15 protein-coding genes and 1 riboswitch are annotated in these 15,546 nt (G+C 71.2%); of the genes, 8 read left to right on the top strand and 7 right to left on the bottom strand.

Annotation, left to right across the window (positions count from 1 at the left end; genetic code table 11):
- The first annotated feature begins 194 nt into the window (after positions 1 to 194).
- From AB0398_RS02715 to AB0398_RS02690, 6 genes are all read left to right on the top strand, one after another.
- Entirely contained in the window at positions 195 to 959 is a 765-nt protein-coding gene (locus AB0398_RS02715) for a GntR family transcriptional regulator (protein ID WP_053649500.1), read from the top strand.
- A gap of 223 nt (positions 960 to 1,182) precedes the next feature.
- A complete protein-coding gene (locus AB0398_RS02710) occupies positions 1,183 to 1,437 on the top strand; it encodes a DUF3311 domain-containing protein (protein ID WP_366371790.1) in 255 nt (84 codons plus the stop codon).
- On the top strand, positions 1,434 to 3,038 hold the full coding sequence (gene mctP / locus AB0398_RS02705) for a monocarboxylate uptake permease MctP (protein WP_366371789.1): 1,605 nt from the start codon (positions 1,434 to 1,436) through the stop codon (positions 3,036 to 3,038). Before AB0398_RS02710 ends, mctP begins: the two co-directional genes overlap by 4 nt.
- A gap of 81 nt (positions 3,039 to 3,119) precedes the next feature.
- Complete coding sequence (locus AB0398_RS02700) at positions 3,120 to 3,629, top strand: GNAT family N-acetyltransferase (protein ID WP_366371787.1); 510 nt, start codon at positions 3,120 to 3,122, stop codon at positions 3,627 to 3,629.
- 49 nt (positions 3,630 to 3,678) lie between these two features.
- A riboswitch (cobalamin riboswitch) is annotated at positions 3,679 to 3,819 on the top strand.
- A 131-nt stretch (positions 3,820 to 3,950) separates the two neighbouring features.
- The gene (locus AB0398_RS02695; RefSeq protein WP_366371785.1) at positions 3,951 to 6,326 is read left to right on the top strand and encodes a ribonucleoside-diphosphate reductase subunit alpha; all 2,376 of its coding nucleotides are present in this window, start codon (positions 3,951 to 3,953) and stop codon (positions 6,324 to 6,326) included.
- Complete coding sequence (locus tag AB0398_RS02690; protein ID WP_366371783.1) at positions 6,326 to 7,342, top strand: ribonucleotide-diphosphate reductase subunit beta; 1,017 nt, start codon at positions 6,326 to 6,328, stop codon at positions 7,340 to 7,342. Before AB0398_RS02695 ends, AB0398_RS02690 begins: the two co-directional genes overlap by 1 nt.
- Before the next feature lie 74 nt (positions 7,343 to 7,416).
- Here the strand turns inward: AB0398_RS02690 and AB0398_RS02685 are convergent, their stop codons facing one another.
- The 3 genes from AB0398_RS02685 to AB0398_RS02675 are packed head-to-tail and all read right to left on the bottom strand — an operon-like array spanning position 7,417 to position 9,499.
- Positions 7,417 to 7,959 carry an NUDIX domain-containing protein gene (locus AB0398_RS02685; protein WP_366371781.1) on the bottom strand — a complete coding sequence of 181 codons (543 nt, stop codon included), beginning with the start codon at positions 7,957 to 7,959 and terminating at the stop codon, positions 7,417 to 7,419.
- Positions 7,960 to 7,970: 11 nt separating this feature from the next.
- The gene (locus AB0398_RS02680; protein ID WP_366371779.1) at positions 7,971 to 9,095 is read right to left on the bottom strand and encodes an adenosylhomocysteinase; all 1,125 of its coding nucleotides are present in this window, start codon (positions 9,093 to 9,095) and stop codon (positions 7,971 to 7,973) included.
- The gene (locus tag AB0398_RS02675; RefSeq protein ID WP_366371777.1) at positions 9,095 to 9,499 is read right to left on the bottom strand and encodes an ATP-binding protein; all 405 of its coding nucleotides are present in this window, start codon (positions 9,497 to 9,499) and stop codon (positions 9,095 to 9,097) included. Before AB0398_RS02675 ends, AB0398_RS02680 begins: the two co-directional genes overlap by 1 nt.
- Positions 9,500 to 9,652: 153 nt before the next feature.
- Here AB0398_RS02675 and AB0398_RS02670 point away from each other — a divergent pair, with 153 nt between their 5' ends.
- Both AB0398_RS02670 and AB0398_RS02665 read left to right on the top strand, forming a co-directional pair.
- Positions 9,653 to 10,198 carry a UTRA domain-containing protein gene (locus AB0398_RS02670; protein ID WP_366371775.1) on the top strand — a complete coding sequence of 182 codons (546 nt, stop codon included), beginning with the start codon at positions 9,653 to 9,655 and terminating at the stop codon, positions 10,196 to 10,198.
- Positions 10,195 to 10,962, top strand: a complete 768-nt coding sequence (locus AB0398_RS02665) for a GntR family transcriptional regulator (RefSeq protein WP_366371773.1) — start codon at positions 10,195 to 10,197, stop codon at positions 10,960 to 10,962. The genes AB0398_RS02670 and AB0398_RS02665 overlap by 4 nt, the downstream gene beginning before the upstream one ends.
- Positions 10,963 to 11,029: 67 nt before the next feature.
- Here AB0398_RS02665 and def read toward each other — a convergent pair whose 3' ends face one another.
- The 4 genes from def to AB0398_RS02645 all read right to left on the bottom strand — a co-directional run bounded on the left by def (position 11,030) and on the right by AB0398_RS02645 (position 15,446).
- Positions 11,030 to 11,665 carry a peptide deformylase gene (def, locus tag AB0398_RS02660; protein WP_366371771.1) on the bottom strand — a complete coding sequence of 212 codons (636 nt, stop codon included), beginning with the start codon at positions 11,663 to 11,665 and terminating at the stop codon, positions 11,030 to 11,032.
- A 67-nt stretch (positions 11,666 to 11,732) separates the two neighbouring features.
- Positions 11,733 to 12,713 carry a hypothetical protein gene (locus AB0398_RS02655; RefSeq protein ID WP_053646821.1) on the bottom strand — a complete coding sequence of 327 codons (981 nt, stop codon included), beginning with the start codon at positions 12,711 to 12,713 and terminating at the stop codon, positions 11,733 to 11,735.
- 79 nt (positions 12,714 to 12,792) lie between these two features.
- On the bottom strand, positions 12,793 to 14,073 hold the full coding sequence (locus tag AB0398_RS02650) for an HD domain-containing protein (RefSeq protein ID WP_366371769.1): 1,281 nt from the start codon (positions 14,071 to 14,073) through the stop codon (positions 12,793 to 12,795).
- Positions 14,070 to 15,446, bottom strand: coding sequence for an HD-GYP domain-containing protein (locus AB0398_RS02645; protein WP_366372338.1), 1,377 nt, complete (start codon positions 15,444 to 15,446; stop codon positions 14,070 to 14,072). Before AB0398_RS02645 ends, AB0398_RS02650 begins: the two co-directional genes overlap by 4 nt.
- Between the last annotated feature and the right edge of the window lie 100 nt (positions 15,447 to 15,546).

Genomic DNA, 15,546 nt, shown 5'->3' with positions numbered 1-15,546 from the left:
CACCTCTCGGCCGGAATGGCCTAGACCAACGGGGGATATCACGGTGTATAAGAAGCAGGGAACGACTCCTCCTCGCCGAACCCGCACATATCGGCAGGAGAAACCGTGGAGGCACATGAAGCGTGCCACCATGTGAGCCGCGACAGACGGAGGAGCCGGTGACGGCAACAGCACAGGAGTCGGGAAGGCAGGCCATGGCCACGGACGCGGGCAGCACGGAGACAGAGAGCGGGACGCCCACCCGTACCGCGCGCGTGCCCAAGTACTACCGGCTGAAGCGGCACTTGCTCGACATGACCGAGACCCTGCCGCCCGGCACCCCCGTACCGCCGGAGCGGACGCTCGCCGCCGAGTTCGACACCTCCCGCACCACCGTGCGCCAGGCGCTCCAGGAGCTGGTCGTCGAGGGGCGCCTGGAGCGCATCCAGGGCAAGGGCACCTTCGTGGCCAAGCCCAAGGTCTCCCAGGCGCTGCAACTCACCTCGTACACCGAGGACATGCGCGCCCAGGGCCTGGAGCCCACCTCGCAGCTCCTCGACATCGGCTACGTCACCGCCGACGACACCCTCGCCGGGCTGCTCGACATCTCGGCCGGTGGCCGGGTGCTCCGCATCGAGCGACTGCGGCTCGCCAGCGGGGAGCCGATGGCGATCGAGACCACCCATCTGTCCGCGAAGCGCTTCCCGGCCCTGCGCCGCTCGCTCGTGAAGTACACCTCGCTCTACACCGCGCTCGCCGAGGTCTACGACGTGCACCTCGCCGAGGCCGAGGAGACCATCGAGACCTCCCTCGCCACCCCGCGCGAGGCCGGGCTGCTCGGCACGGACGTGGGCCTGCCGATGCTGATGCTCTCCCGCCACTCGCTGGACGCGCAGGGCGAGCCGGTGGAGTGGGTGCGGTCCGTCTACCGGGGCGACCGGTACAAGTTCGTGGCCCGCCTCAAGCGCCCCAACGGCTGAGCAGACGGCACCCCCTCTCGCAGGACGGTCGCACCCCCCGACGGGTGCGGCCGTTTCGCGTTTCCGGGAATGTCGTATTCCCTCCGCACGGCACCGCCGGTGATCGAAGAGGGCCTCTTCCGACAAAACAGATCCGTTATGCGGACGGGGGTTCCATGGAACGGACGCGTCCCCTAGATTTCCCCAGCATTACCGAGGTGATCAGCGAGGGGACGAAATCTCGATGTCAGAAGCGGCACAAGGGAAACAACCGACCGTCACCCCCCTGCGGGTGGTGATCGCGCTCTGTCTCGTCGCCCCGTTCGTGGCGATGCTCTGGGTGGGCTCCTACGCGAAGGCCGAACCCCTCTTCGCGGGCATCCCCTTCTTCTACTGGTACCAGATGCTCTGGGTGCTGGTCTCCACCCTGCTCACCATGATCGCCTACAAGCTGTGGCAGCGGGACCAGCGGTCCCGCGAGGGAGGTGACGCGCGATGAAGGACGGCGTGAACGGCGTGGCACTCGCCGTCTTCATCTTCTTCTTCCTGGCCGTCACGGTCATGGGCTTCCTGGCCTCGCGCTGGCGCAGGGCCGAGACCGACAGCCTCGACGAGTGGGGCCTGGGCGGCCGGTCCTTCGGCACCTGGGTGACCTGGTTCCTGCTCGGCGGCGACCTCTACACCGCGTACACCTTCGTCGCCGTCCCGGCGGCCATCTACGCGGCGGGCGCGGCCGGCTTCTTCGCGGTGCCGTACACGATCCTGGTGTACCCGCTGATCTTCACCTTCCTGCCGCGCCTGTGGTCGGTCTCGCACAAGCACGGGTACGTGACCACCTCCGACTTCGTCCGGGGCCGCTTCGGCTCCAAGGGCCTGTCGCTGGCGGTGGCGGTCACCGGCATCCTGGCCACCATGCCGTACATCGCGCTCCAGCTCGTCGGCATCCAGGCCGTCCTGGACGTGATGGGCGTCGGCGGCGGCGAGAACACCCACTGGTTCGTCAAGGACCTGCCGCTGCTCATCGCCTTCGGCGTCCTCGCGGCCTACACCTACTCCTCCGGCCTGCGCGCCCCCGCGCTCATCGCCTTCGTCAAGGACACCCTGATCTACGTCGTCATCGCGGTGGCGATCATCTACATCCCGATCAAGCTGGGCGGCTTCGACGAGATCTTCGCCCAGGCGGGCGAGAAGTTCACCACCAACAAGGTCGGTGGACTCGTGCCCGGCGAGGCCGGCCAGTGGACGTACGCGACGCTCGCGCTCGGCTCCGCGCTCGCGCTCTTCATGTACCCGCACTCCATCACGGCGACGCTGTCGTCCCGGAGTCGCGAGGTCATCCGCCGCAACACCACGATCCTGCCGCTGTACTCGCTGATGCTGGGCCTGCTCGCGCTGCTGGGCTTCATGGCGATCGCCGCCGGCATCAAGGTCGAGAACGGCCAGCTCGCCATCCCGCAGCTCTTCGAGACGATGTTCCCCGACTGGTTCGCGGGCGTCGCGTTCGCCGCGATCGGCATCGGCGCGCTCGTCCCGGCCGCGATCATGTCGATCGCCGCCGCCAACCTCTTCACCAGGAACATCTACAAGGACTTCATCAAGCCGGACGCCACCCCGGCACAGGAGACCAAGGTCTCCAAGATCGTCTCGCTCCTGGTCAAGGTCGGCGCCCTCGTGTTCGTTCTGACCATGGACAAGACGGTCGCCATCAACTTCCAGCTCCTCGGCGGCATCTGGATCCTCCAGACCTTCCCCGCCCTGGTCGGGGGGCTCTTCACCCGCTGGTTCCACCGCTGGGCACTGCTCGCCGGCTGGGCCGTCGGCATGCTGTACGGCACGATCGCGGCCTACAACGTGTCGACGCCGAAGCAGGCGCACTTCGGCGGCTCCTCCGCCGAGATCCCCGGCATCGGCGAGATCGGCTACATCGGCCTCACCGCCTTCGTCCTCAACGTCGTGGTCACCGTGGTCCTCACCCTCGTCCTCAAGGCCCTCAAGGCCCCCGAGGGCGTCGACGAGACCTCCCCGTCGGACTACACGGCCGACGCCGGCGACCCCGGCGTGAAGACCGAGATGGAGAAGGCCACCGCGCCCACCCACTGACACCGGCAGCACCGAAAGGGCCCGGGACCTCCACCAGGAGGCCCCGGGCCCCGCCGCTTCCCCGGCGTGCACACTTCCCCCATGGACTTCACGATCAGGGCGGTACGGCCCGAGGAGTACGAGGTGCTCGGCGAACTGACCGGGCGCACCTATCTGGACGACGGACTGCTGAAGTACGGGGCCGAGGACTCCTACCTGGCCGTGCTGCGGGACACGGAGCGGCGGGCCCGCGAGAGCGAGGTCCTCGTCGCGGAGGACACCGGGGACGCGGCGGGGCGGATCGTCGGCGGGGTGACCTTCGCCCGGGGCGGCACCCCGTGGGCCGACATCGCGGTGGCCGGCGAGGCCGAGTTCCGGATGCTCGCGGTCGCCCGGGAAGCCCGCGGCCGGGGCGTCGGGGAGGCGCTCGTACGGGCCTGTGTCGACCGGGCGCGGGCCCTCCCGGGGTGCGCCAGGATCGTGCTCTCCACGGGCGCCGAGATGGCCTCCGCGCACCGGATCTACGAGCGGATGGGCTTCGTCCGCACCCCGCACCGGGACTGGGAGCCGGTCCCCGATCACTCTCTGCGCACCTACTCCCTGGAGTTCTGAGCCCACGTCACGCCCAGGGGGCGACACAACATGTGGGGGGTGCCACGAGCGGCGCCCCCCACATGTATGCTCGTCCTCGCTGTCGACGCAGGGGAATCCGGCGCGAATCCGGAACTGTCCCGCAACGGTGTACTTCGTGCGGTTTCGTCCGGGGTGAGTCCGGACACCTGCCGACAGCGCGCCCGGTCCTTCCGTTCCGGGTGCCACAGACGTCCGGGCCTCGCGGAGTGGGCCGGTGGACGCGGCGCGTCATGCCTGGACGCCCGCCCGTCCGCCCTTTCCCCCGCCGAGGCCCCGAGCCGAGCGAGGGAGAGCCCCCACGTGACCATCGCGCCCGCCGATCCGGCTTCGGCCGAGGCTTCCGCGGTCGAGAGCGACGGCCCCGGGACCGTACTGCTGCGGACCCTGACCGACCTCACCGCCGATCTCCCCGACACCGACCCCGGCAAGGTCGCCGCCGCCGCACTCCGCGGCCGCAGCGCCGCCGCGGACGAGGCGGAGCTGCGCGAGCTGGCCACCGAGGCGGCCGCCGGCCTGATCGCCGAGGACCCGGCGTACTCCCGGCTCGCCGCCCGGCTCCTCACCATCACCATCGCGGACGAGGCGGCCTCCCAGGGCTCGGTCAACTTCTCCTCCTCGGTCGCCGTCGGGCACCACGAGGGCCTGATCGCCGACCGCACCGCCGAGTTCGTCGCGCTACACGCCGACCGCCTCGACGCCACGATCGACCGCGCCGGCGACGACCGCTTCGGCTACTTCGGCCTGCGCACCCTCTACTCGCGCTACCTGCTGCGCCACCCGATCACCCGCAAGGTGATCGAGACCCCGCAGCACTTCATGCTGCGCGTCGCCTGCGGTCTGGCCGAGGACGAGGGCGTCCGCGCGCTCGACGAAGTGGCCGCGCTGTACGGCCTGATGAGCCGGCTGGACTACCTGCCGTCCTCCCCCACGCTCTTCAACTCCGGCACCCGCCACCCGCAGATGTCCTCCTGCTACCTCCTGGACTCCCCGCAGGACGAGCTGGACTCCATCTACGACCGCTACCACCAGGTCGCGCGCCTCTCGAAGCACGCGGGCGGCATCGGCCTCTCGTACTCCCGCATCCGCGCCCGCGGTTCGCTGATCCGCGGCACCAACGGGCACTCCAACGGCATCGTGCCGTTCCTGAAGACCCTCGACGCCTCCGTCGCCGCCGTGAACCAGGGCGGCCGCCGCAAGGGCGCCGCCGCCGTCTACCTGGAGACCTGGCACGCGGACATCGAGGAGTTCCTGGAGCTCCGCGACAACACGGGCGAGGACCAGCGCCGCACGCACAACCTGAACCTGGCGCACTGGATCCCGGACGAGTTCATGCGCCGCGTGAACGCCGACGCCGAGTGGTCGCTGTTCTCCCCCTCGGACGTGCCCGAGCTCGTGGACCTGTGGGGCGCGGAGTTCGACGCCGCCTACCGCAAGGCCGAGGCCGACGGTCTGGCCCGCAAGACGATGCCGGCCCGCGACCTGTACGGCCGGATGATGCGGACCCTGGCCCAGACCGGCAACGGCTGGATGACCTTCAAGGACGCCTCGAACCGGACGGCCAACCAGACCGCCGAGCCCGGCCACACCGTCCACTCCTCCAACCTCTGCACGGAGATCCTGGAGGTCACGGACGACGGCGAGACCGCGGTCTGCAACCTGGGCTCGGTCAACCTCGGCGCGTTCGTGGTCGGTTCGGACATCGACTGGGAGCGCCTGGACGCGACCGTCCGCACGGCCGTCACCTTCCTCGACCGGGTCGTCGACATCAACTTCTACCCGACCGAGCAGGCGGGCCGCTCCAACTCCCGCTGGCGTCCGGTCGGCCTGGGCGCCATGGGCCTCCAGGACGTCTTCTTCCAGCTGAAGCTGCCCTTCGACTCCCCCGAGGCGCGGGCGCTCTCCACCCGGATCGCCGAGCGGATCATGCTGGCCGCGTACGAGGCCTCCACCGACCTGGCCGAGCGCAACGGCCCGCTCCCCGCCTGGGAGAAGACCCGCGCGGCCCGCGGCGTGCTGCACCCCGACCACTACGACGTCGAGCTGAACTGGCCGGAGCGCTGGACCGCGCTGCGCGAGCGGATCGCCGCCGTCGGCATGCGCAACAGCCTCCTCCTCGCCATCGCGCCGACCGCGACGATCGCCTCGATCGCCGGCGTGTACGAGTGCATCGAGCCGCAGGTCTCCAACCTGTTCAAGCGCGAGACGCTGTCGGGCGAGTTCCTCCAGGTCAACTCGTACCTGGTCGACGAGCTGAAGAGGCTCGGCGTCTGGGACGCGCAGACCCGCGAGGCGCTGCGCGACTCCAACGGCTCGGTGCAGGGCTTCACCTGGGTCCCGGCCGAGGTGCGCGAGCTGTACCGCACGGCCTGGGAGATCCCGCAGCGCGGCCTGATCGACATGGCCGCCGCCCGCACCCCGTTCCTGGACCAGTCGCAGTCGCTGAACCTGTTCCTGGAGACGCCCACCATCGGCAAGCTGTCGTCGATGTACGCGTACGCCTGGAAGCAGGGCCTGAAGACGACGTACTACCTGCGCTCCCGTCCGGCCACCCGGATCGCCCGCGCCGCCCAGGCGTCGACGGCCGCCGCCGCGCCGATCCCCGTCCAGCAGGCCTCCGACCCCGACGCGGTCGCCTGCTCCCTGGAAAACCCCGAGTCCTGCGAGGCCTGCCAGTAATGAGCTCCACCGAACAGAAGAACCTGCTCGACCCGGGCTTCGAACTCACCCTCCGTCCCATGCGCTACCCGGACTTCTACGAGCGCTACCGGGACGCGATCAAGAACACCTGGACCGTCGAGGAGGTCGACCTCCACTCGGACGTCGCCGACCTCGCCAAGCTGACCCCGGCCGAGCAGCACATGATCGGCCGTCTGGTCGCGTTCTTCGCGACGGGCGACTCGATCGTCTCGAACAACCTGGTCCTGACCCTCTACAAGCACATCAACTCCCCCGAGGCGCGGCTGTACCTGAGCCGGCAGCTCTTCGAGGAGGCCGTGCACGTCCAGTTCTATCTGACGCTGCTCGACACCTACCTGCCCGACCCGGACGACCGCGCCGCAGCGTTCGACGCGGTCGAGGAGATCCCCTCCATCCGCGAGAAGGCGCAGTTCTGCTTCAAGTGGATGGACTCGGTCGAGAAGATCGAGCGCCTGGAGACGGCCGCCGACCGCCGCCGCTTCCTGCTGAACCTGATCTGCTTCGCGGCGTGCATCGAGGGCCTGTTCTTCTACGGCGCCTTCGCCTACGTGTACTGGTTCCGGTCCCGGGGCCTGCTGCACGGCCTGGCGACCGGCACCAACTGGGTCTTCCGCGACGAGACGATGCACATGAACTTCGCCTTCGAGGTCGTGGACACCGTCCGCAAGGAGGAGCCGGAGCTCTTCGACGACGCGCTCCAGCAGCAGGTCACGGACATGCTGAGGGAGGCCGTGGAGGCGGAGCTCCAGTTCGGCCGCGACCTGTGCGGCGACGGCCTGCCGGGCATGAACACCGAGTCGATGCGCGAGTACCTCCAGTGCGTCGCCGACCAGCGCCTCCAGCGCCTCGGCTTCGCCCCGGTGTACGGCTCGGAGAACCCGTTCTCCTTCATGGAGCTCCAGGGCGTCCAGGAGCTGACCAACTTCTTCGAGCGCCGCCCGTCCGCCTACCAGGTGGCGGTCGAGGGCTCGGTGGACCTGGACGAGGATTTCTAGGACCCGGCGTACGAGAGGGGCCCCGCACTCGGTCGAGTGCGGGGCCTTCGCCGTACCCCGGCGGGGTCGTGCCGTCAGCGCAGCACCCGGAGGACTCGGTCCCGCAGGTCTTCGTCCTCGATCGTGTCGGCGTGGCGCCATGCCGCCGCCGTGACCTCGTCGCTCTGGAGGGCGACGACGTCGGCCGACGTACGGAAGAGAAACCGGAAGTCGAAGTGCCGGTGATCGGGCTCGTCCTTGGCCGGGTTGTCCGGGATGGGGTGGGCGTCGATGTGCACGGGCCGACTTCCGGCCGGGACGACGTCCGAGGCCGCGATCCCGGTTTCCTCGGTCAGCTCGCGCTGTGCGGCGGCGAGGAGAGTGGTGTCGTGGTCCTCGACGTGCCCTCCGGGCAGGAGCCAGCGGTTCAGCGCGAGGTGCTTGATGTGCAGCACGCGGCCGGCGGGGTCGACCAAGAGCGCCCCGGCGGTGACATGGCCCCGGAACTCCTTACGGCTCGTGAGCTCGGCCCCGGCGTCGAGGAGTTCCGTGAGGACGGAGAGCCGCCGCTTCTCGTCGGGGTGGACATCCAGATAGGCGTCCAATGTCTCGCGGATGTGATCGGACGTGATGGACATCGGGTGTCTCCTCAGCGGTTGAAGTAGTCCAGCCAGGTCGTGGCGATGGCGGCGCGATCGGCCGGGCGGGTCTCGTGCATTCCGGGACCGAGATCGCCGCGGGCGATCGCGGCGGAGGCGGCGAGCAGTTCGGCCTGGACGAGGAAGATGAACGGCCCTACACCGGCGCCGTGCAGGAAGTTGACGGCGTTTCCTCCGTTGAGCAGGTAGAAGTAGTGGCCGGTCGTCACATAGCGCGTGACGTGCTCGCCGATGTGAGCACGCTCGTACACGTTCGGCAGCCCGGTGAGTTCCAGCTCGTCCTCACTGCTGGTAACGGTCGCGACGTACGCTCCGTTGCGCAGTCTGGGGAAGTCTTCTCCGCGCAGCGCGAGCGCCCCGGTCGCGCACAGTACGAGCCCGGCCTCGCCGAGCCCCGCCTCGCGGTCACGCGCGACCGTGAAGCCCTGTGCGAGTGCCTGCGTACGGCGTACGGGATCGATGTCGTACACCGTGACCCTGACACCTTGGGCGTGCAGCAGCCGGGCGATGCTCGACCCGAGCTTGCCGAAACCGATCACGAAAGCCGTACGGCCGTGCAGGATGTCGCCTCGGCCGCGCATGAGCGCCTCGGTGGAGAACACGATCGACTGACCCACGAGGAAGTCCTCGGGGTCCTTGAGGGGCGAGCGTGCCACCGAGATGATCGGGCACGGCGGGTCGACGAGGTCGGAGTAGCGCCGGTGCCCGTTCTCCGTGTCCTCGACGACGCCCAGGATCCGGCCCGAGAAACGGGCGCACAACGCCTCGATCGACGGAGCGAAGTAACCACCGACGTCGAACAGCACGATCGGGCGCCCGGCGGCGCGCGTGTCGAGGTACCGCACGGCGCGCTCGGGATCGGCGAACAGCTCCCGCGACAGCTTGTCGCACACGTGCCCGTCGCCCTCGACCCGGCGCAGCGCTTCGGTGTGCACGGACTTCGGCTTGGGCAGTACCGCGCGGACCTCGGTCATGGCGGCCACGCCCCGGACGAAGGCCGGGCGCTCCGGCAGCAGGTGGGTGATCAGTAAGGAGGCGGGGCGCTCGGTGGGCGCGAAGAGGAAGGCGATCCGGTCGAAGTAGGCGTCCAGCCGAGCGCGCTCGAAGGTCTCCATCACCGATCGCCTCCCCGGACGGACGCGACCTTGAAGCTGCTCCAGACGGTCTTGCCGACGACGTGCTCGTCGACACCGAAGGCGTCGGCCAGAGCCGAGACCAGCCGAAGCCCCCGGCCACCGCAATCGTCCGTTCCCCCTTGTACGACCCTCGGATGCCCTCCGCCGCTGTCACGCAGCTCGATGCGAACCGTCAGGTCGTCCGCCGTCATCCGCAGACAGAACTCACGCCCTGTCGGGACCCCGTGCAACAGGGCGTTGGTGGCGAGTTCGGAGACGCAGAGACGGATCTCCTCCCGACGGTCCGTGATCCCCCACTCCGCCAGAGCTTCGAGCGCGAAGGCCCGCGCCGCCGGAACCGAGCTGCGCGCACGAGGGAACCGTCGCTGCCACGACAAAGCCATGGTGACCACCACCTTGATCTGGGCTGTACGAACATCGAAACCGTATCGCTATTCGCGAAAAGCAGTAAGACTGCCCTTCCGGGGCCCTGGGGAGTGCGTCGCTTAACGTGTAAAGCAGCAAGGTCGAACAAGGCGGTCGCACGGGAGGACGTCGTGAGCGAGAAGGCCTGGATCAGTACGTCTGTGCCGTACCTGACGCCACAGAGCGGCGAGGGGCAGTCAGACGCCTGGGCTGTCGAAGCCGCAGCCCGGGGCGGCACGGGAAGTCAGCGCATCGTGCACGCCGGCGAGGTGCCGGCCCCGGGCGCCGTCGCGGCCCTGCTGGGCCTGACCGACGGGGTACCTGTCGTCGTACGGCGTCGTGTCATCGAATTCGACGGTAAACCATGCGAGTTGACCGACACCTACTACCCCGTGGACATCGCACGGGGCACCCGGCTGGCCGAGACACTCAAGATCCGAGGGGGTGCCGTCGCACTGCTCGCCGAACTTGGCCACGTCGGTGTCCGCGTCCGCGAGGACGTGACCGCGCGGATGCCCGACACCGACGAACGGGAAACGCTGCGAATCGGACGTGACGAGCCGGTACTCCGAGTCGCGAGGGTGACTCTCGACAGCCGGGACCGGCCCATCCAGGTCGACATGATGACCATGCCCGCGCATCGGCAGCGACTCCACTACGAGATCACGATCGGATGACCGTGCCCGACAACGAAGACCGGCGCTCACTGCACGAGCGGATCGCCGCCGACCTGCGCGACGAGATCATGAGCGGAGATCTCGCGCCCGGCGCCAAGCTGCCGTCCACGGTGCACCTCAAAGCCCGGTTCGACTCATCAAGCGCCACCGTGCAGAAGGCACTGCAACTCCTCAAGGAGGAGGGACTGGTCATCGGTCGCGCGGGCGCCTCGGTCACCGTCCGGGAGCATCGCCAGCAGACCGTACACCCCTCCGCCTTCATGGCCCCGGCGGCTCCCGGGGAACCGTACCGGTGGCTCACCGAAGCCGCGCGGCTCGGTACGAGACCGCACAGCACCCTGCTGGAAGTCGCCGAGACCAGGCCCCCGGCCGACGTCTCCGCCGCCTTGCGCCTGGAAGACGGCGAAACCGCACTCCTGCGCCGTCAGGTGCTCTCGCTCGACGGGGAGCCGGCCGAACTCGTCATGTCCTACTACCCCTTGGGCATCGCCCGTGCCACCCCTCTCATGGAGAGCCGCAAGATCAAGGGCGGTACCCCGACACTCCTCGCCGCCCTGGGCTTCCCGCCCCGGCTCAGCGTCGATCGGGTCTCCGCGCGCGTCCCCACCCAGGACCAGTACCGGGCCCTGAAGCTGCCGAGCGACCTCCCCGTGCTTCGTACGCTTCGTGTCGTCCACAGCGACGACGAGCTCCCCGTCGAAGCCACCGTCATGGTCAAGGCCGGACACCTCTACGAGGTGCAGTACGCATTCACACCGGAGTGACATCCCAGTACGAGAAGGGGCCCCGCACTCGGTCGAGTGCGGGCCCCTCTCGTACGCGTGGCGGCGATCAGGCGTTCGGGACCGTCTCGTACCGCGGGGTGCCCTCCTCCATCTGGCGCAGGGCGTCCTTGCGGTCGCGCTTGGAGAGGCGGTCGATGTAGAGGCGGCCGTAGAGGTGGTCCGTCTCGTGCTGGAGGCAGCGGGCGAAGTAGCCGGTGCCGCGCACCTTGATCGGGTTGCCCTGCGGGTCCCGGCCGTGGACCTCGGCGTAGTCCGGGCGGGCCAGCTCGGCGTAGGCGGTCGGCACGGAGAGGCAGCCCTCGTTGGACTCGTCCAGGACGCGGCGGTCCGCCGGCAGCTCCTGGAGCACCGGGTTGATCACGACGCCGGTGTGGCGGACGCCCTCGTCGTCCGGGCAGTCGTAGACGAAGACCTTGAGGTCCACGCCGATCTGGTTCGCGGCCAGGCCCACGCCCTCGGCCGCCTTCTGGCTGGCGAACATGTCGTCGATCAGCGTCGCGAGCTCGTCGTCGAACGCGGTGACGTCCTTGCACTCCTTGTGCAGCACCGGGTTGCCGACGACCGTGATCGGGCGGGCCTTGCCGCGCTCGCGGTGGGCGAGCTCGCGCGCCTCGCAGTCCTCCGTGTCCACGACGAAGCCGTCGTTGATCTGCGTCTGCTCGTCCGTCTCCTGCTGCGCCATGTCCGGCCGCGCCTTCCTGAAAACCCGATTCCGTCGGAGGACAGCCTACGGGGAAGGGACGGACCGCTCAGCAGACCTCTTCGAGATCCCGCCACTCGCGGCTGTCCGGGCTGTCCGCCACCCAGCCGTCGAGGAGTCCGCGCACGAGCCCGGCCGGGGCCGCGATGCCGCACTCCCGCTCCGGCACCCACAGCTCGCCGGGCGAGCGGTGGCCGAGCGGCCCGGGATGCCCCGGCTCGCTGTGGTCGTGGGGATCGGAGTGCTCGCCCTCGCCCTCGGCGCTCGGCATGGTCGACTCCGAGCAGGCGCGGCAGAGCAGCCGCACGGAGGACGACCAGTCCTCGGCGGCGAAGCCCGCCTCGGCGGCGAGCTGCTCCAGGGCGTCCCGGTCGGCCTCGGTGGCGGCCTCCAGGAGGACCACCCAGGTGGGGACGGGCGAGGGGGCCCACAGCTCGATCTCGTCGAAGACCGGGTAGGAGGGCCCGGCGGTGGTGGTCCGCTCGCCGTTCGGCACGCCGTCGTGGAGGACGACCTCGCCCCAGCGGCGCCCGGAGGACGGCAGCGGGATGGAGAGCACCTCTATCCGGGCCGGGTCGAGCCGGCGGCCCCACACGACCTCGGCCTCGCCCTCGGGCGAGAGCCGGACGGCGGCGCTGCCCAGCTCCATGCCGGCGGGCTCGCCCGTGCCGGAGGCGGCCCCGGGCACCCGCAGTCCGTACGCCTGCCAGGCGCGGCGGGCCAGCGGCCAGTCCTGGAGGGCGGTGGCGGCGATGCCGACGTTCCACCAGTCGGGGGCGCCGGTCTCCTTGTCGAGCAGGGCGACCGCGCGCAGTCCGGCGGCCCGGGCCTGCTCCCAGTCGTGGCGGAACTTGTGCAGCAGCGCCAGGTTGAACCAGGACTCGGAGAGCCAGGGCTCCAGGTCCGCCGCACGCGTGAGGAGCGCGCCCGCGTCCTCGTACCGGCCGTCGCCGATCAGCGTGAACGCGCGGTCGGTGGCCTGCCGCCACGAGGCGGAGGGCCGATGCCGTACCTTCCCGAAGATCTTCACGATTCCCGCCTGCCGGTCGCTTCACCCTCTTGTTCGCATCCAACCATGCCCGGTCGGACGCGCGCTCATTACCCATGGGTTACCCAGGGACGACCGGGGTCATCCCGGCGGCTCCGCCCCGGGCCAGGACCCTGGCCAGGCACTCGACGACGTCCGGGTGGTGGTCGCGGGCGGTGCCGAGCCGGAGCCTCTCCAGGGCGTCGAGCGCCGCGCCCGCACCCCCTCCTGCCCCGGTTCCCGGCCCCGTACTCGTCAGATCGTCGTAGGCGTTCACGGTCCGGACGATCCGGGCGGGCAGCGGCTGCTCGCGGTACGGGTCGGCCTGCCGCTCGACGATCACGGCGACGGCCGGCGGGACCCCGGTCCTGCGGACCACCGCGCCGCCCAGGAGGGCGATCCGGCGCTGCTCCTCGGCCGGCAGGAGGGCGGTGGCGCCGCCCTCCACCGGGTCGACCAGGGAGAGTTGGCCGATGTCGTGCATGAGCGCCGCGTGTTCGAGGACGGTCAGCTCGGTTCCGGAGAGGCCCAGCTCGCGTCCGACGGCCGTGCTGAGGGCGGCGACCCGGCGGGCGTGGCCGGGCGGGGTGCAGCCGGCGACCTCGGTCGCCCGGGCGAGGGAGGCGATGGTCTGCCGGTTGACGGTCCGCACGGCCTCGTAGCGCCGGTGGGAGACCTGGGTGAGCAGGAGCGGGACGGCGAGCACGGGCAGGGCCCACGGTCCGGCGGCGGCGACCCCGAGGGCCATGACGGCGCCGGTGGCGCAGACGGCGGAGCCGATGCCGAGGAGGGCGCGCAGCTCGTCGCGGAGGAGGGGGCCGTAGGGGAATCCCGTACGGGCGCGGAGCAGGAGGGCGGCGAGCACGGCGTCGCACAGGGCGGTGAGCAGGAGCAGGAGTCCGAGGGAGAGGACGTACGGCGGGCCCTCGCCGAGGTGGCGGACGACGGCGCCGGAGGGGTGGAGGGGCTGGAAGCAGAGCGCGGCGAAGCCGATGGTGAGGACGCGGCGGGCGAGGTGGTCGGGGCCCGGGCCCCGGCCCCGGGCGAGGTGGGGGGCGGTCCCGGCGAGGCCCGCGGCGGTGACGACGGCGACGGTCTGGAGGACGCCGTGGCCGGCGGGGTTCCCGGCGCTCTCCCCGAGCAGGGCGTAGGCCAGGGCCCCGGCGGCGGCGAGCGGCGCGGGCTCGCGCTCGCCGGGGGCGGCGCCCCGGCGGGCCAGTGCGCCGAGGGCGACGAGGGCGACGAAGGCGAGGGCGGTGCCGGGCCGGTCGATCCCGTGCCGGAGGGTGGAGCCGAGGGCGGCGAGGGCGAGCAGCAGGGCGGCCGTGCGGACGGCGCCGACGGTGAGGACGCCGGGCCTCACGTGCGCTCCCCGGACGGGGCGGAGGAGGGGGCGGACGTCTCCCGGGCCTTGGGCACGTTCCCGCCGGGCGGGGTCTCGTCGGCGGTGACGGCGGGCCGCCAGCCGTGCCGGTCCAGGGCCCGGACGAGGGCGCCGACCATCCGGGGGTCGAAGTGGGTGCCGGCGCACCGCTCCAGTTCGGCGACGGCGGCCGGGACCGGCCGGGCGCGGCTGTAGGAGCGGTTGGAGGTCATGGCGTCGAAGGCGTCGGCGACGGCGACCATCCGGGCGAACTCGGGGATCTGCTCGCCGCGCAGCCCGTAGGGGTAGCCGCTGCCGTCCATGCGCTCGTGGTGGTGGAGGATCGCGGCCCGTGCCTCGCCGAGGAAGCCGATGCCCCGGACGATCTCGTGCCCGTACTCGGGGTGCAGCTCGATGACCCGGCGCTCCTCGGGGGTGAGGGGCCCGTCCTTGCGGAGCACCCGGGTGGGCACGCCCAGCTTGCCGACGTCGTGCAGGATGCCGGCGAAGCGGACGGCGTCGAGCCGGTCCTCGGGCATGCCGAGTTCGCGGGCGATGAGGACGGAGGCGTGGCCGACGCGCTCGCTGTGGCCGCGGGTGTAGCGGTCCTTGATGTCGACGGCCTGGACGAGGGCGCGGATGGTGGCCTGGTGGGCGGCGCGCTCGCGGTGGTACTGGGCGAAGACCCAGCAGGAGACGTACATGGGCAGGAGCACGAAGAGGCCCGCGGCCAGCCCGTGGCTGCCGCGCCACAGGACGCCCATCATCAGCCCGGCGAGGCCGTGCACGAGGTGCGGGGCGAGTGCCCGGCCGAGGAGTCCGCGCCAGGCGGCCCGCGGGGAGACCCCGTCGGCGGTGGCGCGGACGCCGCCGTCGAGGGCGGTGAGGACCAGGCAGAGGGCGAGGGCGGCGGCGCCGGCGGGCAGCAGCGCGTACGGGAGGTCGGGGGCGGTGCCGTCGTGTCCGAGGGCGGCCGGGCCGCCCAGGGCGCCGGCGGCGTGGGCGGCGGCCCAGACGGCGAGGGCCGTGGCGGCGGCCCGCCAGGCGCGGCGCGGTCCGGCCGGGGGTTCCTCGACGCGGGCGAGGAGGCTGCCGGGCACGGCGGTGAGCGCGGCGGCGGCGGGCGGCAGGAGCAGCGCGGCGGCGAGGAGCACGGGGAAGAAGGAGCCGTTGCCCACGGGGGCGGAGCCGCCGAGCGCGCGGCCCAGGAGGGGGCAGCGGGCGGGCAGCTCGCAGAGCGCGTACAGGGCGGCGAGGAGCGCGATCGTCCCCCAGGGCGCGCCGGGGCGCGACAGCGCGGGCAGGACGCACGCGCCGGCGGCGAGCAGGGCGCAGCCGATGTACACGCGGGCCGCCGGGGGGACGACCTTCACACCCGTCATCCCCGTCACGCTAGCGAGTCGGGCGGCCCGCGGAGGCGCGCCGGGACCGATTAGCACCTTCGAGTGATACAACCCGACTTACGCCGGAGGC

It is taken from the genome of Streptomyces sp. NPDC086147, assembly GCF_040702165.1.
Classification (GTDB): Bacteria; Actinomycetota; Actinomycetes; order Streptomycetales; family Streptomycetaceae; genus Streptomyces.
Note: the sequence above shows the minus strand (reverse complement) of the source record. Positions and strands in the feature narration are given on the sequence as shown.